Source organism: Mucilaginibacter phenanthrenivorans (assembly GCF_024721155.1).
Taxonomy (GTDB): domain Bacteria; phylum Bacteroidota; class Bacteroidia; order Sphingobacteriales; family Sphingobacteriaceae; genus Mucilaginibacter; species Mucilaginibacter phenanthrenivorans.
The window spans coordinates 179,420-200,115 of sequence record NZ_JAHVAP010000004.1 but is presented as its reverse complement, the minus strand read 5'-3'; the positions used below and the strand labels follow the sequence as shown (position 1 = coordinate 200,115).

Below are 20,696 nucleotides of genomic sequence, written 5' to 3'. Positions count from 1 at the left end.
AATGTCTTTTCGTTGTTTCTTGCTGTTGTTGTTTTTTCGACTATAAAACCACCAACCCCATGAATTACTGCTACTTTATACTGCTACTGCTACTTCCCACCATGAACCATAATCTATGAACCATGAACTTCCCCCAACACCTCATCAATAATCCCAAACGCTTTGGCTTCGCCACCATCCATCCAAAAGTCACGGTCGGATACCTCGTGAATCTTTTCATAATCCTGGCCGCTGTGTTTGGCGAGAATGGTGTAGAGTTCCTTTTTAATTTTTAGTACTTCGCGGGCTGTTATTTCAATATCGGATGCCTGGCCCTGTACGCCTCCTAATGGCTGATGCAGCATTACCCTTGAATGGGTGAGCGCGGCACGCTTGCCCGCCTTGCCCGCGCATAATAGTACAGAGGCCATGGATGCGGCTAAGCCTGTACAAATAGTCGCCACATCGGGACTAATGAGCTGCATGGTGTCATATACGCCATAGCCCGCATAAACCGATCCGCCGGGGGAATTGATGTACATCTGGATATCCTTTTTAGGGTCGGTGGATTGCAGGAACAGCAGTTGAGCCTGAATAATATTGGCCACATTATCGTCTACTGCGCTGCCGAGGAAAATGATCCTGTCCATCATCAGTCGCGAGAATACATCCATTTGTGCCACGCGCAGTTCGCGTTCCTCGGTAATATAAGGGGTAAGTGACATTACCGTGCTGCTTTTTTCAACGGCAGAAATGTAATTGTCGAGCGGCTGGGTTTTGACATAGCAATGCCCTGCCGCAAATTTGCGGAATTCATTTTTATCGATATTCATAAATTATTGGGTTATCGTTTTTTGAAGATCTGCCTTATCTTTTCGCTAAAGGCCCAATGCCGGGTCTCGCTGAACAGGCTTTGGTGAACGGCCTCAATTTCCTGTTTAAGCTGATTTCGGCCATATAGCTTAACCAAATTATAGGTGGATTTTTGCCATTGCAGCTTATCGCGCAGCTCATCATCCAAAATAAGCTTTGCCTCAAATACCAATGCGTCGCCGGGTGTTGAAAGGCACAGTAGGTGTGCTTCTATCTGTTCGGTTTCAATTAAGGAAGTCCTCATAGGTCAATGATTTTTCTTTGATGGTCTCTCTTACCTTCTCTAAACATTTATATTTCTGTACTGTGGCCGAGCGTACGCCCGAAAATCCGAACAGCTTTGCCGCATCGCCGAGCGGCACCTGGTCGTAATAAAAGGAGCGGAGCAGCTCCATACACTTTTTACCTGCAGTTTCCAGGAAGTGCATCAGTTTGGATTCTGATGGCTGTTCATCTATTTCATCGAGACTTATATCAAAACCATCAATAGAAGTATTCAATATATCGCTCTTAAATTTCCTCAGCCACAAATGTTTGCTGATGCCGAGCAGGTAGGTTTTTTCATTGGTTTTTATTATAAGACCGGAATTAATTGCCTTTTCGTAATAAACTACCAACGCATCCTGGAAAATATCTTTAGCCTCATCAAACGTTCCACCCATTTTGCTGACGTAATTTGCCACAGATGGAAAGGTGCTTTTATACAACGCTATAAAAAACTGTTCCCTGCCTGCTGCTGTCTGAATCAAATTGTTCATCTCCGGCATAATTTTATTGTTTAATGGTAAGTGCAGATTTTTAAACAAGTATCACCATTTATTTTTTAGTTCATGGTTCATAGCCGTGCTTCCTTTTAATTTAAATGCAGCTGCAAAAGTTATTCTTTCACCGCTGTTACTATAGCATTTGTCCCTGACTTCGTCTCAAAAATCAATTCCTTATCACTTGCCTTAGTAATATAGAACGAAAAACTCCGCTTTGTGCCATCGGGTAATTCTTCGTTTATTATAATCCTATCTCCAGCGGCCACAAATTTTCCATGCGATAGAGGTTTTCCGGCCCACATGATCACATAGGTGCTATCCTTCAAAAATTCAATGGATGCTCCTTGTCGTTTTAATTCATCTGTCTGCAGATCCGGCGAGTCGCCTTTCGGGTGCTCAATTTTAATATAATCCCATTTGCCGTAAAGTTCGCCAGAACTTACCGACGGTTTACAGCCGGTAACATAAACTGTACATATGAACAACGCTAAGAATTTTAAATTTCTCATATCAGCATCTAATTTAACTTTTTAAATAAAATTTCGTTTATTTGTTTTAAGTGTTATTTTTACAATTATAAACCAACTCATCGTGAAGAAAATTCTTACCCTCTGTTTTGTTTGTATGGCAGTTTTTGCCTACAGCCAGGAAACCGCCACATTGGCAATCAGCAATGATTCTAAATTAACCATCAGTAAGTACATTTACGGGCAATTTGCCGAGCACCTTGGCCACGGCATTTACGGTGGTTTTTGGGTCGACAAGTCGTTACCTGTTGAAAAGCAGGACCGCATCCGCCTGGATGTGGTGAATGCACTCAAGAAAATAAAGATCCCAAGCCTGCGCTGGCCGGGTGGCTGTTTTGCCGATGAATACCACTGGCGCGATGGTATTGGCCCGTCGGACCAAAGGCCAAAGATGGTGAATACCAACTGGGGCGGTACTACTGAAGATAACAGCTTTGGTACGCATGAGTTTTTGGAGCTTTGCAGCTTAATTGGCTGTGAGCCTTATATGGCTGCCAATGTTGGCAGCGGAACGGTTGAGGAAATGTCGAAGTGGATTGAGTATGTAAATTCAAACAGCACCAGCACAATAGCCGAGCTGCGCCGCAAAAACGGGCATGCCGACCCTTATAAAGTTACCTTTTGGGGCATAGGCAACGAAAGCTGGGGTTGCGGTGGCAGCATGACGCCTGAGTTTTATTCAGATGAGTTTAAGAGGTATGCATCATTTGCAAAAAATTATCCGGGGGCACCGCTTAAAAAAATAGCGAGCGGTCCGAACTCAGACGATTATAACTGGACGGAAGTGATCATGAAAAATATTCCGGATTGGGATATGTGGGGCATTTCGCTGCATTACTATACGGTACCAACCGGTAATTGGGGCCATAAAGGTTCGGCAACGAAGTTTAGTGAGCAGGAGTATATTGAAACAATGGAGAGATGCCTGAAGATGGAGGAACTGGTTACCAAACACGCTGCAATTATGGACAAATACGATCCTAAGAAAAATGTCGCGCTGGTTGTTGATGAGTGGGGTGTTTGGACAGATGTTGAGCCTGGCACAAATCCGGGTTTTTTATACCAGCAAAACAGCTTACGTGATGCGCTGATAGCAGCAACCAACCTAAATATCTTTAATAACCATTGCGATAGGGTAAGAGGAGCAGCTTTGGCACAAACTATAAATGTGCTGCAATCTTTGATCCTTACTGATAAGGAGAAAATGCTGCTGACACCGACTTACCACATATTCGATATGTACAAGGTTCACCAGGATGCCAAATACCTACCGATGCAGCTGACATCTCCTGATTATGTTTCCGGCGATAAAAAGCTGCCTGCCATTAACGTTTCTGCTTCGCAGGATGCAGCAGGTAAAGTCCATATCTCATTGGTAAACCTCGATCTGCATAAAAATATCACCATAACTACCAGTTTGAAAGATATTAAATGGAAATCAGTAACAGGCCAGATCCTTACCTCGGCTAACATAACCGACATCAATACTTTTGATCAGCCAAATAAATTGCAGCCAGCTGTTTTTAAAGGCGCTAAAAAAGATGGTGATAATTTGGTAGTGGTGATGCCGGCGAAATCGGCGGTTACGCTGGAATTGTTTTAGTTCTGTAAGCTGAAAGCTTACCACATGCCGCACCACGAGTTACGCTATCGCTAAACTCGCGGTAGCAATTGTAGATATAATCCTTTCAAAACTTGCCTTGTGGTAAGTTTTGAAAGGATTACTTGTTTTACCTTTGCCACATGCGACAAAAACTCGACCTCGAAACCTGGGCACGCAGAGAACACTTTAATTTATTCAGCAAATTTGATGAGCCTTTCTACGGCGTTTGTGTGCGGGTTGATTGCACCGCTGCCTATCAAATTGCGAAGGCAAACGGCGTTTCGTTTTATCTTTATTGCCTGTATAATTCCTTAAGCGCGGCAAATGCCATCGTGCCATTTAAACTGCGGATTGAAGACGGCGATGTATTTATTTACGACCGTATAGATGCCGCCTCAACCATTCCCCGTGCCAATGGGACATTTGGTTTTGGATATATCGACTATCACCCAACGTTTACTGAATATATCCCGGCGGCAAATGCCGAAGTTGAGCGTGTAAAAGGCAGGAACGATTTGGAGTTGGCATCCCGGCAAAATATCATTCGCTACTCATCATTACCCTGGATTGATTTTACTTCGATATCACACGCACGGGTATTTTCCGGTACAGATACCGGGCCCAGCATCTCGTTCGGTAAAATGACGGAATTTGAGGGGAAAAGATCAATGCCGATGTCTGTTCACGTTCATCATGCGCTGGTTGACGGGTTGCATGTTGGCCAGTACATCGATTGTTTTCAGCAATTGATGAATAAAAAGGGTTAAAATACAAAGCCATGCCCGGAGACGCAAAATATTGCGTCTCTACAAGATCTTTTTTCTTGACCTACGCATTTTTTCTTCTGCCTGCTTTACTTCATCCTTTTCGCTAAGCGGGAAATCTGTTTTAAGATGTTCGTGGCTATCACCGCTTTTTACATCTTCCTTGTGCTCAACGGTTTTTTTGAGGGTTGTTTTCATGGCCGTACGTTTTTGGTATTATATTAACCCCTCCGGACAAATATTTGTTTACAATTGTTCAAATATTTATTTCCTGGTATGCTTGTGATTCTTGCAGGCAAAGGGCATATTTGAAAATAATTATCACAATTTTCGTAACAACCGGTAACCTTTGTCATCTTATATATACTATACAGCCAAGGTACTACGGATTAATGCTGTAAGTGTTCGTAAAGGCCCGCACCTCAAGGGCTCCGGAATATTTCTAAAAAATTTTCAATCTAAAAAAAATGAATCAACAATTAATTTTGTCACTGTGGTGGGTTTTGCCTGTCATCGTAATTTTAGTGATGTACAAATTTGTACTTCGCGTGTTCTTTGGTATGGTTATCGTTCCTGACGACCGTATTGGTCTTGTGGTAAAAAAGTACGCCCTTTCGGGCGACAAGCGTTTGCCCGACGGCCGTATTATAGCCATTCATGGTGAAGCAGGTATGCAGGCTAAAGCGCTTGCACCGGGTTTGTACTGGGCAATGTGGCCATGGCAATTTACCATTACCATGGAAGCTTTTACCATTATTGAACAAGGTAAGCTGGGCCTGGTTAAAGCTAAGGATGGTGCACCTATGGATACCGGTCGTGTACTGGGCAAGCCGGTTGATTGCGACAAGTTCCAGGATGCTATCGCGTTTTTGGATAATAAAGGCCAGAAGGGTCCGCAGGCTGCGTTTTTGACCCCGGGTAGCTACCGTATCAATACCTTTTTGTTCGAGATCGTGATGGTTCCTATTACCCAGATCCACGAAAACAAGGTTGGTATTGTTACCACGCTGGATGGTGAGCCGCTTGATAAAGGCGAAATCGCCGGTGTATCAGTAGCAGGCCATAAAAACTTCCAGGATCCAATGGCATTTATTAATGCCGGAGGCATGAAGGGTTTGCAGGAAGATGTGATACTTGCAGGTACTTACTACCTTAACCCATGGTTTGTAGTGGTTGAGCAGGTGGATATGATCTACATCCCGATTGGTTATGTTGGTGTGGTAAACTCCTTCGTAGGCCCTGAAGGTAAGGATACCAGCGGCGATGCCTTTAAGCATGGTAATATTGTTAAACGCAATGAAAAAGGTGTTTGGGATCAGCCGCTTGACCCCGGTAAACACCCGGTGAATATTTACACCCATGCCGTGGAAGTTGTGCCGACTACCAACATTGTGCTGAACTGGGCGGATAGCCGTACGGAAGCACATGAGCTGGACAAAAACCTGTGTACAATTACAGTACGTTCGTCTGACGGTTTTACATTTAACCTTGACGTGTCGCAGATCATACACATCCCAAGAAACGAAGCGCCAAAGGTGATCGCCCGTTTTGGTAACATGAAGAACCTGGTATCGCAGGTGCTGGAACCTACTATTGCCAACTACTTCCGTAACTCGGCACAAAAGAGCGACGTGATAGAGTTTTTGGCAAACAGGATCCAAAGGCAGGATGATGCAAAGGAGCACATCAGCAAAGTATTGAACGACTATAACGTAGTTGGGGTTGATACGCTGATAGGTGACATTGTGCCTCCGCCAGCCCTGATGAAAACCTTAACTGATCGTAAACTGGCCGAACAGGAAAAGGTTACCTACGAGATCCAGCGCCATGCGCAGATTGAACGTAAGGAATTTGAAAGCGCCAAAGCAGGTGCCGATATGCAGCCGGAGGTTGTAAAATCAACCCGCCAGGTGGAAATAAACACCCAGATGGCCGCTTCAAAGGTTGCCGCATCACGTGGTGAGGCCGAAGCCAAAACCATCAACGCGAAGGCTGATGCCGAAGTTAGGATCACAATAGCCAAAGCCGATGCCGAAGCCAAAACTGTGAACGCTAAGGCAGATGCAAACGCTACCGAAGTAAATGGTACAGCCGAAGCCGCCAAGATCAGGGCGATAGGTTTATCAGAAGCCGAAGTAACCAAGCAGAAGACCGAAGCCATGGGTACAGAGCAATACGCTATTGTACGTGTAGCCGAAGCCTTAGCCGCTCATGGTATCAAATTGGTACCGGATATATTGGTTAATGGCAAAGACGGTGGCGGCAACGGCATGATTGATGCCTTAATTGGTACCGAAATGCTTAAAAAGCTACAGAAAGCAAATGAAGAACAAGTGAGCGGTGGAAAAGTGAGTGGTGAGAAGCCTTCAAAAAAAGCCGAGGACGATAAATAGTTCTTTCTGAATAAGTGCAGCCCTCCGAAGTTTAAACTTCGGAGGGCTTTTTGTTTTAGAACTCAGCACAAAAGCCCCGCGTTTATTAACTAATCGCTAATTAACTAGTCTCTAATCTCTAACCCCAAATGTTAAATATTGTTATCCCAATGAAAAATAAAAGCGGTTTAAGCTATATTTACGCATGATTAAAAATGTACTTCTTGTTTGTTTTTGTCTTGTCGCAGCAGTTACTGTTAAAGCTCAATCGGTTTTCAGCGGACGGGTTTTGGAGGACAAAACCCGGATAACCCTTCATTCCGTTAAAATTGAAAACTTAACCAGCAAGTTGAAAACCATCAGCTTGAATGACGGTAGTTTCAGTATAGCGGCTAAGGTTGGTGATATATTGGTTTTTAATGCCTTTTCATACCAGCCGGACACGTTATTGATAACTGACATGCATGCACGCGAGATTTTCCTGATCTCGAAAACCACTATGCTAAACCAGGTAAACATTACCGATACAAGCGGCAGATCAAAAGCAAACCCGAATGCGGTGCAACATTACGACCCTATGTTTCATGGGCAGGCGGTTGTTTACCAGCGCGATGCAGATTTTAGGCCGGTAGGAGGAATTGCCATTCGCCTGCATTACTGGTCTAAAGACGAAAAGAAACGGCGTAAGGCGGCTCAATCCGCCAAAGACCGGGAGATAAGCGAGCGCATCAGCGCAATATTTACCCCGCTTAATATCGCTAATTATGTGCCTTTGAAGGGTGTAGATATGGATCATTTCCTGATGTTATATACGCCCGACGTAAAAGAATACACCGACAAAAAATTCCAGCTGGCTCCTTATTTGAGTGCCTGTTATGAAAACTGGCAGACGTTGACGCCTGAACAGAAAAAAGCGGGGGAGATATTTGGGAATTAGGTTGTAGAATGTTGAAATTGTTGTAAGGGTTGTAGTTGTTTTAGAAGTTGAAATAAAATCAACAACACTTACAACCACTACAACCCTTACAACTTACTTCTTCTTCAAGCTATCCGCTTTTGCCTTCGCTTTGTTTTTGAAGAAACCTTTTAACAGGAAATTGTGCTGGGCTGCCTCCAGATCATCATTTAGTTTGATGGAACTTGCCTGAAGGTAATTCAGTGTGCTTTGTACCTGGGCCGCGGCTTTGGGGTCATTTAGTAAAAGACCCATTGCGTTATCCGTAGTATTCAGCTTGTTGCTGGCCTTGTTCAGGTTATCAGTTAAGGTTGATGCATTTGTTGCTGCCTGTTGCAACTGGGCAACCGATGCTTTTATATGATTGAATACGGTAGTATCCGTAAGCATCTTATCGGCAAGGCCGCCTTTGGTATTCATTTTAGCGCTAAATTTATCCAGGTCAGTGGCCAGGCGGGCTGCGCTGGAGGTCGCCGCTTGCAGGTTCTTCATTGATGCGCGTAATTGCTCGCCCATCAGGCTATCTGCCAGTAGGGTGCCAACCGTTCCTTTTCCCTGTAGTATTTTATGGCTTAACAGCTTAAAATCAGTAGTAATTGAAAGCAGGTTTTGGTTGTTCTGCTGCAAGGTTTTTAGCATATCGTCGGTTGATACGAGCTTCTCCGCCTGCAGCACATCTCCGTTTTGCACCTCGGGAGCCTGCGGACTGCCACCATCAATCACTATGATTTTATTACCGATAAATCCGTCCGAACTTATCCGGACCCCGGCGTTGCGGTGAATAAACTGCTGAACATCCTCGGCAACCTTCATGTCAACATCTACCCGTTGGGTTCCAACAAAGGTTATTTTGGTGATAGTACCCACCTTTACGCCTGAAAACCAAACGTCATTCCCTTTTTTCAAGCCGGCCACGTCGTCAAAAACGGCGCTCACCTTTATGCTTTTGGCGAAGCTTTTTTGCTGCCCGCCAAGGGTAAACACACCCAGTATGAATATGACGAGGCCAAGCGACAGGAAGATCCCGACCGTTATTGCTTTTCTATTTTCTATTGCAGCCATAATATATGCTATAAATATCTATTGTATAAAGTTGTAGTCAAAAAATGGTTTTACCCTTTTGTCATCTGTATCAAATACTTCGTTAAAAGTTCCAACCCGTTGAAATTGGCCGTCGAGCAGCATTGCAATGCGATCGCCGGTTTCCTTGGCACAGGTTAAATCGTGGGTGATGATAATGGATGACGTGTTGTATTGTTGCTGAACCTGGTTTATCAGTTGATTTATTTCGATGCAGGTAATGGGATCAAGGCCGGCAGTTGGCTCATCATACAGCATAATTTCGGGATTCAGGATCAGCGTACGTGCGATCCCGATCCGTTTACGCTGCCCGCCTGAAAGTTCCGCCGGCATTTGATTAATGGTTTGCGACAAGCCAACCGAATCCAGCACCTCTTCAACAGCCTTATCAATTTCCGCCCGGGTGATACCTTTACGATTCCGAACTAGCGGAAATTCAAGGTTTTTGCGAACGGTCATACTATCATAAAGCGCACTGTTCTGGAAGGAAAAACCTATCCGAATCCGTAGTTCCTGCAATTCTTTCTCACTTATTTCAGTTACTTCCTGGCCCAATACTTTAATGGTGCCCCTATCGGGCTTCAATAAACCTGATACCAGCTTTATTAATACCGATTTACCCGTACCTGAACGTCCAAGGACTACCAGGTTCTCTCCCTGGAAAAGATCAAGATCGATCCCACGCAAAACGGCATAGTCTTCAAAAGCCTTTGCAACACCACGAATGCTGATAACCGGGTTATTATAGTCGATTTGTGCTTTTTGCTTTTCCATAATTTACCGGAAGTTACTGGTTATCTGCACAATAATTATCTCCTCAATAAAAACTAAAAACATGGCCGTTACTACTGCGCCGTTTGCTGCCTTGCCAACACCCTCGGTGCCTTTGGTTGAATAATAGCCCTGGTAACAACCAACAATGCCTATAGTGAAACCAAATACGATGGATTTTATCAGGGACGCGGTAAAGTCAAGAAACTGCAGCGGTTGGAACACCTGCTGCATAAAGCTGGTATAACTGGTACCCTCGTTTTGTGCCACGTTTAAATAGCCCCCCAACAATGCAATAAAGCCGGTATAAGTAGCTAAAATGGGGATGGTGATAGTTGTAGCAATTACACGGGTACATACCAAATATTTGAAGGGCTTGGTGCCCGATACTTCCATGGCGTCAATCTGCTCGGTTACCCGCATGGAACCAAGCTCGGCGCCGATACTGGAACCAACCTTTCCCGATGCAATCAAGGCCGTTACCAACGGGGCAAGCGCGCGCATAATGGCAATTGAAACCAGCGACGGCAGCCATGATGTTGCTCCAAACTCTAATAACGAAGGGCGTGACTGTTTGGTGAATATTAAGCCGACAATAAAGCCGGTTACTGTAATAAGGGTAAATGAGCGTACGCCCACTTCAAAACATTGCCTTATTATCTCCTTAAATTCGAATGGCGGTACAAAGGCCTCGCGGAAAAAACGAAGTATAAAAAGATGAATGTTATAAACGCTTGAAAAAAAATCAGATAGCTGCTGACCAAACCTCGAACGTTTTTTTTGTTTAGCTGGGGGGGTGCTGCTTGCTTGATCCATTAATGGTGATAAAAATTTGTGCCGATCATCATGTTAAATACAAACAAACCTAAAGGATGTTTGATGAGCTTATATTGGCTTTAAAAGTAAGGGGGGCGTTTAATTGTTTTAAACTACTTTACAAACCTTAAGAATCTCTGAAAAAAATGTAATAAAAGTATTACAAATTGAAAATGTAATTTATTTAAATATGCTTAAATTAGACCGTTTTATATAAAAAAATGTTAATTTTCAATTAAGAAACGTAAAAATAATATTATACCTGACTTCTTAATTGCAGTTACTTTTGATGTGCAAACCAATTATAAATAAATTACTTAAGTAAAAATTTAAAGCCGCATCCTGACGCTGTTTTTTGTCACTTCCAACAATCGGGAGGCGTCAATATCAGAGTTGCGCAAAATGCTGGTTTTATACACCTAAAGTTTCGCGGTGCAAACCTAAGTTTTATTGCTTCAAAAAAACACATATGAGCCTGAAAATTACATCCCTGAATTGTAAAATTTTGTTGCTTAGCTTCTCTATGCTGTTTATTGTGACTTTTTTGAGGGCTCAAAACAATCAATTCCAATTTTCGCACCTGGATATCAGCAACGGGTTATCGCACAATAATGTAACCAGTATATTTAAGGACAGCAAAGGCTTTATGTGGTTTGGTACCCTTTCGGGCCTAAACCGGTACGACGGATATAAATTCAAGGTATTTAAGCATTCTGTTAGCGATACCTCCTCCCTGGATGACGACTACATAGTAAATATTATAAACGGCCCCGAAAATAAACTATGGATAGAAACACGTAACGGGTTTAATATTTACGATCCGGCTACTGAAAAATTTGGGCACAACATAGTGGGGTATCTGCACTCAATTGCTATACCAGACAGGTTTCTGAGTGGTATTAAAAGGGATCGGGATGGTAATTTCTGGTTTCTCCATAAATATTTAGGTGTTTACAGGTATAATCCCCAAACAAAGAAAACCATCCATTTAACCCATAGCACTACCGATACGTCGAGTATTAGCGGTAATGCCGTTTCGGACGTGGCGCAGGACTCAGCCGGTAATTTCTGGCTTACTTACCGTAGCGGGGTGATGGAACGAATGGATCCTAAAACTTTGAGGGTAACCTACCGTTCGCACATGTTCAATAAGTTGCCAGGTGAATTAAACTCGTCCTATAAAATCTTTATAGATAAACAGGACGATATCTGGGCATTTGTGCCTACTTATTCCGCCGGCGTTTATTTCATCAATGTAAAGAAGGGCATTTTTAAACATATTGATAAAGGAAATGATCAAAGCCATTTGAATACTGACGTGGTTTCCAGCGTGATCCAGGATGATAAAAACAGGATCTGGATAGCTACCGACCACGGCGGCGTGAACCTGTTAAACAAGCAGGACTTTAAAATTCGGTTCCTGCTTAACAGAGAAGACGATAACAAAACCATCGGTCAAAATAGTATAACGCTGCTTTATAAGGATAATACCGGCATTGTTTGGGTGGGTACTTATAAAAAGGGCGTGGGTTATTACCACGAAAGCATCATCAAGTTTCCACTTTACACCCACCATTTGGCCGATCCGTTTTCAGAACAGCAAAGCCTGAGCTTTGGCGACGTCAACAGTTTCGCCGAGGATAAAACCGGCAATATTTGGATAGGTACCAATGGCGGCGGTCTTATTTATTTCGACAGGAAAAAGGGAACCTTTAAAACTTACCTGCACGATGCTAATAACCCCAATAGCCTTACCAATAACGTAATAGTGTGCATGTTTATTGATCATGAGCAGAAGTTGTGGATCGGCACTTATTTTGGCGGCCTGGATTGTTTTGACGGCAGAACCTTTAAACACTACAAACATGACGATTCCCGGCCGGGAAGTATCTCGGAAGACAGAATATGTGCTATAACTGAAAATTCTGATCATCAATTATTGGTTGGTACCTTGTCGGCAGGGTTCAATGTGTTTAACAGCGGTACGCAAAGTTTTAGCCATTACATATACCACCAGGGGGATAATGCCATTCAATCCAATTACGTAAGCCGGATATTGGAGGATAAACGCAAGAACCTTTGGATAGTGACCTCATACGGGTTGGACGTTTTAATGAAGGAAACAAACAGGTTTATCCATTATATTCATGACGAGAAAAACAGCAACAGCCTGGTAAATAACAGCACCAACAATATCATGGAAGACGTGGATGGCCTGATCTGGATTAGCACACATGAGGGTATTAGTATTTTCGACCATAAAACAGGTAAATTCACCAATATCAGCAAACAGGATGGCCTGCCTGATAACGCGGTGATAGACTTGCAGGAGTACGACCGGAATAACGTGTGGGTAAGCACACCTAATGGATTGTCGAACATTATTGTTGACCGCAGTGGCAAAGCGCTTAAGTTTCGTTTTGTAAATTACAACGAAACGGAGGGATTGCAGGGTCGGGAATTTACAGAGAACTCGTCGCTTAAAACCCGCGATGGGGAGTTATTATTTGGTGGGGGTAACGGCTTTAACATGTTCAGGCCATCAAATATCAACACCAATAAAAATCACCCTAATTTGATTTTTACCGACCTGCAGGTTTTTAACCAAAGCCTAAGCGTTGGCGAAAAGGTTAATGGCAGGGTGATCTTGCCTGAATCTATTACCGGGTTAAAATCACTCAACCTTAAATATAACGATAACGTATTTTCTATAGAATTTGCTGCACTCAATTATTTTAACCCGGATAAGATCAAATACCAATACATGATGGAGGGTTTTGATAAGGGCTGGATAACTGCTGATAATAAGGTTCGCAAAGCTACCTATACAAACCTTGATGCCGGGGATTATACCTTTAAAGTAAGAGCCACAGATAACGAAAACTGGAACAACAAGGAACTTAGGCTGCACATCAGTATTTTACCGCCGTTCTGGAAAACTACGTGGGCTTATATCCTATATGCCATACTGATTCTAAGCACCTTGCTTTATTTGCGTAAACGTGGTATCAATAAGATCCGGCAGCAATTTTCAATTGAAAAGGAGCGGGAAGAAGCACACCGAATGCATGAGCTGGACTTGATGAAGATAAAATTCTTTACCAACGTAAGCCATGAGTTTCGTACGCCGTTGTCGTTGATAATGGCGCCGGTTGACAGGATCCTGAAACAGATAAACGAACCCGAAATTCAGCGCCAATTATTATTGGTAAACCGCAATGCGAAGCGGCTGTTGAATTTGGTAAATCAATTGCTCGATTTCAGGAAGATGGAATACCAGGAGCTAAAGCTGCATGAAAGAAATGGCGAGATCATTGGCTTTATAAAGGAACTGTCGTATGCGTTTACCGATATAGCCGATCAAAAAAATATCCGGTTTATTTTTGATACGGAGATAGAATTGTTTTATACAGCCTTTGACCACGATAAAATTGAACGTATTTTGTTCAACCTCCTGTCTAACGCTTACAAATTTACCCACGAGGGCGGGCAGGTAAGTGTATTGCTGAATTTGGTTAATTCTACCGAAGCAGACGAGCAGCAATTGGAGATCAGGGTGATAGATACCGGGATTGGCATAGCTGAAGATAAACGCGACAGAATCTTCGACCCGTTTTTTCAGAACGATATTCCGGGTTCGATGCTTAACCAGGGCAGTGGGATAGGCTTGTCAATTACCAGGGAGTTTGTAAAACTGCACCATGGCGAAATTTTTGTAGAAAGTGAATTTAACCAGGGTAGCTGCTTTACAGTTTTATTGCCTTTGCGTGAAGTGGACAAAAAGATCTTTACCGATGCACCTGTACAATTAAACCATGCGGGTGAATTTACTAATGACCCGGTTCAGCAAAAAAACGGCACGGAAAAGGAAAACCGCGATGGCAAGAAGCCTGCTGTTTTGCTGGTTGAAGATAATGACGACTTCAGGTTTTACATTAAGGATAACTTAAAATCGGCTTTTAATATTATAGAGGCCGAGAATGGCAAAAAGGGATGGCAAAAGGCACTGGCCCAGCATCCAAACTTAATTGTAAGCGATATCAGCATGCCCGAGATGAACGGGATAGACTTGTGCATGAAGATAAAGAACGATAAGCGTACCTCGCATATCCCGGTGATATTGCTTACCGCCTTAATTGGTGAAGAACAACAACTAAAGGGGTTGGAAACAGGCGCGTCTGATTACATGACCAAACCCTTTAACTTCGAGATCCTACAATCAAAGATCAGGAATATCCTGAGCCAGCAGGAATACATGCGTAAAACCTATACCAAACAGGTTGAGGTAAACCCGACGGAAGAACATGTAGAGTCGCCGGATGAGCTGTTCATCAAAAAGGTATTGCTGTTGATCGACAATAATATCCCGAATCCTAATTTCTCTGTTGAGGAACTAAGCAGCGAAGTATTTGTGAGTCGTTATACGCTCTACAAGAAGATCCTGGCGATGACCGGAAAAACCCCGAACGAGCTGGTGCGTTCCATGCGGTTAAAGCGTGCTGCACAATTGTTGGAAACAGGGCACCTTACCATATCGCAGATCTGCCACAAGGTAGGCTTCAAGAGCCAGAAGTATTTTGTTAAAACCTTTAAATCGGAGTATAATACAATCCCATCGAAATACGCAACCGCTGAATTGGATGATTAATTTCGACGGATTAAAATCCGTTGTTACAAGATCCATCGAGGTGCTGCCTCTAACTTCAGGTAATTTGATTTAACCTCCATTCAGAGGCAGAGCCTCGGCCAATTTTATAGGGGTGGATTTTAATCCATCAGAAATAAGCCAGTACTCCTGTTTTTTCAATGGGTTAAAATCCGTTGTTACAATATTCATCGGGCGCTGCCTCTCATTTTTTATTTTGATTGAAACTCACCATCGACAACTCACCATTCGCCACTCTGTATGATACTATAATATCACTTTTAAAACAATTCCTCTGCCCATAATGGGTGCACATTTGTCAATTATTTGCATCAATAGTGTGTTGGATATGACGTGTTTGTTATTTAATTACTTGATAATCAAATAAGTAATTAAGGTTGACATTTGTACCCCCATTTATCCACAACCGGGCTATTAATAGCGTATAATTTTACCCTCAGTGTAATGAAAAATCAGCAGGCGCCACAATTCGCCTGCTGAAATTAAACCTAAAAATTCGTTTACAAATTTTAGTGGATCCGGTTGGCAGCAATTTAATTGCCTGCTGAATCAGCAATAGGGGTGGAAACTCCTGCTATAGCTTTCTCTATCATTTGCTTTCAAATCGGCAGGGCATACACCAATTAACCAATTAGTACAAACCAAAATTCAAAATAAATCAATTATCAATTAACTAATTATTATGCGAAAAATTCTACGAATAGCATTGCTGTTCATGTCCTTGTTAATTTGTGCCGGAGTGCGGGCGCAAAACCAGGGGACAGTAATCAAAGGAACGGTGACCGATGAAAAAGGTGTAACACTTCCCGGCGCTACAGTTACTGTTAAAGGTGCTAAAATAAATGCCATTACCGATATTGATGGCAATTATAGCATCCAGGTGCCATCTGCCGGCAAGACGCTTGTTTTTTCATTCATCGGGATGGAATCACAGGAAGTTTTGATAGGCAACAGGGCAACTATTAATGTAAAGCTGCTTTTAACATCAAATGCCCTGGCAGATGTTGTAGTTATTGGCTACGGCACGCAAAAACGGCAGGATGTTAACGGTGCCATTTCATCTGTTACGGCAAAAGATCTTGCCAATATCCCGCAACCCAGCGTTGACCAGATGCTGCAGGGTAAAGCCGCAGGTGTAACCATCACCCAAAACTCGGGTGGCCCGGGTAGTGCAACTTCTGTTCACATCAGGGGGATCACTTCTTTTGGCCAAAGCGAGCCATTGTACGTGATTGACGGCGTGCCTGTACAAGGTGATGCAACCAACTCTCCGCAATTAACCCGCACAGGCGGCGGACAGGAAGAAACCGGTGTTAGTCCGCTATCCCTTATCAACCCGAATGACATTGAATCTATTGATGTTTTAAAAGATGCATCGGCTACTGCCATCTATGGTAGCAGGGGCGCAAACGGTGTGGTAATTATTACTACTAAAAGGGGAAAGAATGGCAGTGCAAAAATAAATTACGATGGCTATTACGGTGTTCAAACCCAAGGTAAGTTTATAAAAATGATGGACCTTCAGCAATACGCCAATCTTGAAAATGTGCTGGCCGATGCTTTTGGAATAGGTAGGAGAGGTGAGTTTGCTGATCCTTCAATATTAGGGCCGGGTACTAACTGGCAAAGGGCTATCTTCAAAAACGCTCCTCAGCAAAGCCATACCGTATCCATATCAGGCGGAAAAGATGGCCTGGATTATTATATATCAGGTGGATATTTAAAACAGGAAGGAACCATTATCGGTAGCGATTTTAACCGTTACTCTTTCCGCTCAACAATTAATTCGCAGGTAAAAAGCTGGTTTAAAGTGGGCGGCACCATATCTGCCAGCCGCAGCAATCAAAATACAGGTTTAGGCGAGAATACAGGTTTGGTTTATTATGCCTTGTTAAGCGCCCCCGATAGCCCGGTATATAACGCCGATGGCACGTATGCAGGTCCGGCAGTAACTTCAAACGGAACTATCCAGGGGCAGCCCAATCCGGTTCAGCAGGCGCTTAGCCTTACCAATAATTTAATAAGAAATAACGTGCAGGGAAACATTTACGGCGATCTGCAAATTATTAAAGGTTTAAGCTTACGTTCAGAGATAAGCGGAAACTTCAACTTTACAAAAGCCAAAACATTCCAGCCTACCTATTCATACGGCTCAACCGGATCAGGCGCTGCATATACCAACGCAACAGCCAGGTTAAATGAATACAATACTGACGACCAGTACTGGGATTGGAACGAATCTTTAAATTACGCACATACTTTTAATAAAAAGCACGTGCTTAACTTAATGGCCGGGCGCGAAGTATGGGAATCAAATTACGACGCGGTTTCTGCAGCCATATCAGGCTTTACAGCCGGTAATACCTTACAAACATTAGGTTTGGGTACACAATCATCAGACCTGATAGGTGAAAATAAAGGTACCACTGTAATGGAATCATACCTTAGCCGTGCTATTTATACTTACGATAATAAGTACAGTATAACCGCGTCTATCCGTAGCGACAGGTCATCAAATTTTGCTCCGGGGCATCAAACAGGATATTTTCCGGGTGTTGCCGTTTCATGGAGGTTATCTGAAGAGCCATTTATGGCAGGTATAAAAAGCGTTGCAGATAATGTTAAAATAAGAGTAGGATACGGAACTACAGGTAACTCAAATATTCCGGGTTACAGGTATGGTTCGGCAATTACCCCGGTTAGCACAGGGTTTGGAACAGGTTTTATTGTTGGTAACATTGCCAACCCTAACCTTACGTGGGAAACTGCCATCCAAAAAAATGCCGGTATTGATTTCAGCCTGTTTAATAACCGGATCGACGGTTCATTTGATGTGTATCAAAAAACATCAAAAAACTTCCTTTTCCAGCAGCCATTGCCAGCTTTCCTTGTAGGTGGTGTTGCTGAATATTCAAGTGCTGCCGTTTTGCAGCCGCCCTATAAAAATGCCGGTGAAATTGAGAATAAAGGCTTTGAGATCAGCTTAAACAGCCGTAACATTCAAGGCCGGGATTTTAAATGGACAACTGGTATAATCTTCTCAAAATATAACAATAAAGTAGTATCGTTAAACGGCTATCCGTCACTTATCGGCAGCGAAAACACCAGCTATGTAAGCTTACCGGTAACTAATACAACTGTTGGCGGGCCTATTGGTGAGTTTTATGGTTACAAAGTACAGGGTATTATTAAAACAACCGCCCAACTGCAATACCTGGCGACCCATCCTCAAAACGTAACAGGCGGCACATCACCAGCCGTAGTTACAAATGACAGGAGCGTAGCCAATTCAATCTGGCTGGGTGATATTCAATACCAGGATATTAACCATGATGGCAAAGTTGATACAAAAGATCAAACTGCACTTGGCAATCCCAATCCCGATTTTACTTATAGCATAACCAACAATTTCAACTACAAAGATTTTGAGTTATCCATATTCTTAAACGGATCATACGGTGGTAAAATCCTGAATGCACTGCGTTACCAAACTGAAGGCTTATCAGGCTTATATCAAAATCAAACAGCAGCATCAGCAAATTTTTGGACGCCAAGCAATCCAAATTCAAATATACCGGCGCCAAGGGCAGGTATAGCAAACAATAACCTGGTTATGAGCGACCGCTTTTTAGAAAGTGCTTCATTCCTTCGGATTCAGAATGTGCGGTTAGGTTATAACTTACCGGCTAAGTGGGCGCACTACGCTAAGCTAAACCATTTAAAGGTATATGCAAGCGGCCAAAACTTGTACGTATTTACCAAGTACACCGGTCTTGACCCTGAAATCGGTTCATTAAACCAGAGCCCGATATTACAGAACATAGATAATGGAAGGTACCCAATACCGCGTACAGTTATTTTTGGATTGAATGCTGAGTTTTAATTTGTTAAAAGGAAATTAATATGAAAAGATATATAAAATACATTTTAAGCATGGCGGCATTAACAGGAGTTATAGCTTCCGGTTGTAAAAAGGAATTTTTTAACCGCCCGCCAGAAAGCCAGACCACCGTTGGTAGTTACTATCAAACTGCCGACCAGGTAAAGGCAAGTACCAATGCCCTTTATGCGGCCCCCTGGTTTGGGTTTAATACAAAAGTTGGCTGGTCGATAAGTGAGCTGGCCAGCGGCAACGGACGCACCTATTCATCAGATGTGGTTGCTTTTGGAAACTTCTCTGTATCAAACGGTAACTTTGAGCTGAGCGCAGCCTGGAATTCACTATTCACAGTAGTGGCACAATCAAATGCGTTGATTGCCAATCTGCCTGCTAATGTGCCTGCTTCAGTACCGGCTAACGTGGTAAATAATGCCATGGGCGAAGCCCGCTTAATGCGCGGCTTGGCTTATTTTTACCTTACCCGTATTTTTGGCAACGTGCCGATTGTAGAAAATCCATTGCTTGAGGTTAGTAACTTTCAAAATGTTAATACCAACCCGGTGACTGATGTTTACAAATTCATCATCAACGACCTGAAATATGCAGAGGCTAATTGTACGGCAAATGTTGCGGCAACAGGCCACGTATCAAGCGGTTCGGCATCGGCATTGCTTTCAAAAGTTTACCTGTACATGCAGGATTATGCCAATGCGCGCCTGGAAGCTGAAAAGGTTATCAATAGTGGTGAGTTTCAATTATTCGGGATTGATATTGCAGGCAAAACCTATGAAGATCTGTTTAAAATAGCCAATAACAACAATAAGGAATCAATAATTGCCTTACAGTGGCTTGCAAATGCTGGTTATGGTTTTGGTAATGCAGTACAGTCATCATTTGCTTATAGCAGCGCAATTACACAAACCGGCGATGGCTATGGTGTACTGGCCCCGACCTTTGACTTGCAGGATGCTTTTGCAGCTAATTCCGGCGATTTGCGCAGAAAAGCAACCATTATGCTTCCCGGTGATTATTATGCTTATCTTGACCAGGCCCAGGGTGGTTATACCCTTCCTGCCGATGCAAGTTCGCAAGGCACGCATGCGCAAGTTAAAAAATATGTAGTAGGCTCGCCTGCCGATAACAACGGAGCAAGCGCGTTCCAGTCAACAGGGATGAATACTTACATTATGCGTTTATCGGATGTTTACCTTATTGCTGCCGAGGCGATCTTAGGTCAATCGGCCAACCCTGGCGCGGGGCACGGGCTTGACACAGCCGCAAGTACCAGTGATGCAACCGCAGTTGCCTATTTTAACAAGATCCGCCAGCGTGCAGGCGTGCAGCAAAAAACAAGCATCACCTTCAGGGATATTATAAAAGAAAGACGTTTGGAATTTGCTATTGAAGGCGACTACTGGTATGACCTGTGCCGTTTGGATGGCTTTAACTCGGCCACACACCCTGTAGCTATTTCAATAATAAGCAAGCAGGACAGGGGCGACTCAAGTAACGATACGCCACCCGTGCGTTACCACGATGGTAATTATACACCAACAAATGCAGATTTTCTGTTCCCTGTCCCGGCAACTGAAGCAGCAGCAGATCCGAATTTAGTAAAGGCCCCTGTTCCATACGTATTTAAATAG

At 43.2% G+C, this 20,696-nt stretch carries 15 protein-coding genes; 7 read left to right on the top strand and 8 right to left on the bottom strand.

The features are described from left to right. Positions 1 to 113: 113 nt before the first annotated feature. The 4 genes from KXD93_RS10520 to KXD93_RS10505 form a co-directional block, all read right to left on the bottom strand. The gene (locus tag KXD93_RS10520) at positions 114 to 812 is read right to left on the bottom strand and encodes an ATP-dependent Clp protease proteolytic subunit (protein ID WP_258137051.1); all 699 of its coding nucleotides are present in this window, start codon (positions 810 to 812) and stop codon (positions 114 to 116) included. Positions 813 to 823: 11 nt separating this feature from the next. After that, positions 824 to 1,096 (bottom strand): hypothetical protein, encoded by a 273-nt coding sequence (locus tag KXD93_RS10515; protein ID WP_258137050.1) that lies wholly within the window; start codon positions 1,094 to 1,096, stop codon positions 824 to 826. After that, positions 1,077 to 1,619, bottom strand: a complete 543-nt coding sequence (locus KXD93_RS10510; RefSeq protein WP_258137049.1) for an RNA polymerase sigma factor — start codon at positions 1,617 to 1,619, stop codon at positions 1,077 to 1,079. The genes KXD93_RS10515 and KXD93_RS10510 overlap by 20 nt, the downstream gene beginning before the upstream one ends. A gap of 110 nt (positions 1,620 to 1,729) precedes the next feature. Continuing rightward, positions 1,730 to 2,125 (bottom strand): hypothetical protein, encoded by a 396-nt coding sequence (locus tag KXD93_RS10505; protein WP_258137048.1) that lies wholly within the window; start codon positions 2,123 to 2,125, stop codon positions 1,730 to 1,732. Positions 2,126 to 2,207: 82 nt separating this feature from the next. Here KXD93_RS10505 and KXD93_RS10500 point away from each other — a divergent pair, with 82 nt between their 5' ends. Both KXD93_RS10500 and KXD93_RS10495 read left to right on the top strand, forming a co-directional pair. Continuing rightward, a complete protein-coding gene (locus KXD93_RS10500; RefSeq protein ID WP_258137047.1) occupies positions 2,208 to 3,746 on the top strand; it encodes an alpha-N-arabinofuranosidase in 1,539 nt (512 codons plus the stop codon). Positions 3,747 to 3,886: 140 nt separating this feature from the next. Further along, on the top strand, positions 3,887 to 4,513 hold the full coding sequence (locus KXD93_RS10495; RefSeq protein ID WP_258137046.1) for a chloramphenicol acetyltransferase: 627 nt from the start codon (positions 3,887 to 3,889) through the stop codon (positions 4,511 to 4,513). A gap of 39 nt (positions 4,514 to 4,552) precedes the next feature. On the opposite strand, the gene KXD93_RS10490 is transcribed toward KXD93_RS10495, so the two are convergent. Beyond that, complete coding sequence (locus KXD93_RS10490; RefSeq protein WP_258137045.1) at positions 4,553 to 4,708, bottom strand: hypothetical protein; 156 nt, start codon at positions 4,706 to 4,708, stop codon at positions 4,553 to 4,555. A gap of 269 nt (positions 4,709 to 4,977) precedes the next feature. Between KXD93_RS10490 and KXD93_RS10485 the strand changes: the two genes are divergently transcribed. Together KXD93_RS10485 and KXD93_RS10480 are read left to right on the top strand one after the other, a co-directional pair. After that, complete coding sequence (locus KXD93_RS10485) at positions 4,978 to 6,903, top strand: SPFH domain-containing protein (RefSeq protein WP_258137044.1); 1,926 nt, start codon at positions 4,978 to 4,980, stop codon at positions 6,901 to 6,903. 184 nt (positions 6,904 to 7,087) lie between these two features. Beyond that, positions 7,088 to 7,819 carry a hypothetical protein gene (locus tag KXD93_RS10480; RefSeq protein ID WP_258137043.1) on the top strand — a complete coding sequence of 244 codons (732 nt, stop codon included), beginning with the start codon at positions 7,088 to 7,090 and terminating at the stop codon, positions 7,817 to 7,819. A gap of 93 nt (positions 7,820 to 7,912) precedes the next feature. Here the strand turns inward: KXD93_RS10480 and KXD93_RS10475 are convergent, their stop codons facing one another. From KXD93_RS10475 to KXD93_RS10465, 3 genes are read right to left on the bottom strand one after another with little or no spacing between them, the layout of a single operon-like run. Then, positions 7,913 to 8,899 carry an MlaD family protein gene (locus KXD93_RS10475; protein ID WP_258137042.1) on the bottom strand — a complete coding sequence of 329 codons (987 nt, stop codon included), beginning with the start codon at positions 8,897 to 8,899 and terminating at the stop codon, positions 7,913 to 7,915. A gap of 18 nt (positions 8,900 to 8,917) precedes the next feature. Then, positions 8,918 to 9,691 carry an ABC transporter ATP-binding protein gene (locus KXD93_RS10470; RefSeq protein ID WP_258137041.1) on the bottom strand — a complete coding sequence of 258 codons (774 nt, stop codon included), beginning with the start codon at positions 9,689 to 9,691 and terminating at the stop codon, positions 8,918 to 8,920. Between the two features lie 3 nt (positions 9,692 to 9,694). Next, on the bottom strand, positions 9,695 to 10,504 hold the full coding sequence (locus KXD93_RS10465; protein WP_258137040.1) for an MlaE family ABC transporter permease: 810 nt from the start codon (positions 10,502 to 10,504) through the stop codon (positions 9,695 to 9,697). Positions 10,505 to 10,973: 469 nt separating this feature from the next. Between KXD93_RS10465 and KXD93_RS10460 the strand changes: the two genes are divergently transcribed. The 3 genes from KXD93_RS10460 (at position 10,974) to KXD93_RS10450 (ending at position 20,696) form a co-directional block, all read left to right on the top strand. Beyond that, the gene (locus KXD93_RS10460) at positions 10,974 to 15,152 is read left to right on the top strand and encodes a hybrid sensor histidine kinase/response regulator transcription factor (RefSeq protein ID WP_258137039.1); all 4,179 of its coding nucleotides are present in this window, start codon (positions 10,974 to 10,976) and stop codon (positions 15,150 to 15,152) included. A gap of 700 nt (positions 15,153 to 15,852) precedes the next feature. Beyond that, positions 15,853 to 19,053: a SusC/RagA family TonB-linked outer membrane protein gene (locus KXD93_RS10455; protein ID WP_258137038.1), complete on the top strand. Its 3,201-nt coding sequence runs from the start codon at positions 15,853 to 15,855 to the stop codon at positions 19,051 to 19,053. Positions 19,054 to 19,073: 20 nt separating this feature from the next. Further along, positions 19,074 to 20,696 carry a RagB/SusD family nutrient uptake outer membrane protein gene (locus tag KXD93_RS10450; RefSeq protein WP_258137037.1) on the top strand — a complete coding sequence of 541 codons (1,623 nt, stop codon included), beginning with the start codon at positions 19,074 to 19,076 and terminating at the stop codon, positions 20,694 to 20,696.

What these genes read in the sequence shown, in the direction of transcription:
- KXD93_RS10520 (WP_258137051.1), bottom strand. Translation starts at nt 812, where the DNA reads ATGAATATCGATAAAAATGAATTCCGCAAATTTGCGGCAGGGCATTGC.
- KXD93_RS10485 (WP_258137044.1), top strand. Translation starts at nt 4,978, where the DNA reads ATGAATCAACAATTAATTTTGTCACTGTGGTGGGTTTTGCCTGTCATC.
- KXD93_RS10505 (WP_258137048.1), bottom strand. Translation starts at nt 2,125, where the DNA reads ATGAGAAATTTAAAATTCTTAGCGTTGTTCATATGTACAGTTTATGTT.
- KXD93_RS10480 (WP_258137043.1), top strand. Translation starts at nt 7,088, where the DNA reads ATGATTAAAAATGTACTTCTTGTTTGTTTTTGTCTTGTCGCAGCAGTT.
- KXD93_RS10455 (WP_258137038.1), top strand. Translation starts at nt 15,853, where the DNA reads ATGCGAAAAATTCTACGAATAGCATTGCTGTTCATGTCCTTGTTAATT.
- KXD93_RS10450 (WP_258137037.1), top strand. Translation starts at nt 19,074, where the DNA reads ATGAAAAGATATATAAAATACATTTTAAGCATGGCGGCATTAACAGGA.
- KXD93_RS10470 (WP_258137041.1), bottom strand. Translation starts at nt 9,691, where the DNA reads ATGGAAAAGCAAAAAGCACAAATCGACTATAATAACCCGGTTATCAGC.
- KXD93_RS10495 (WP_258137046.1), top strand. Translation starts at nt 3,887, where the DNA reads ATGCGACAAAAACTCGACCTCGAAACCTGGGCACGCAGAGAACACTTT.
- KXD93_RS10490 (WP_258137045.1), bottom strand. Translation starts at nt 4,708, where the DNA reads ATGAAAACAACCCTCAAAAAAACCGTTGAGCACAAGGAAGATGTAAAA.
- KXD93_RS10460 (WP_258137039.1), top strand. Translation starts at nt 10,974, where the DNA reads ATGAGCCTGAAAATTACATCCCTGAATTGTAAAATTTTGTTGCTTAGC.
- KXD93_RS10475 (WP_258137042.1), bottom strand. Translation starts at nt 8,899, where the DNA reads ATGGCTGCAATAGAAAATAGAAAAGCAATAACGGTCGGGATCTTCCTG.
- KXD93_RS10465 (WP_258137040.1), bottom strand. Translation starts at nt 10,504, where the DNA reads ATGGATCAAGCAAGCAGCACCCCCCCAGCTAAACAAAAAAAACGTTCG.
- KXD93_RS10515 (WP_258137050.1), bottom strand. Translation starts at nt 1,096, where the DNA reads ATGAGGACTTCCTTAATTGAAACCGAACAGATAGAAGCACACCTACTG.
- KXD93_RS10510 (WP_258137049.1), bottom strand. Translation starts at nt 1,619, where the DNA reads ATGCCGGAGATGAACAATTTGATTCAGACAGCAGCAGGCAGGGAACAG.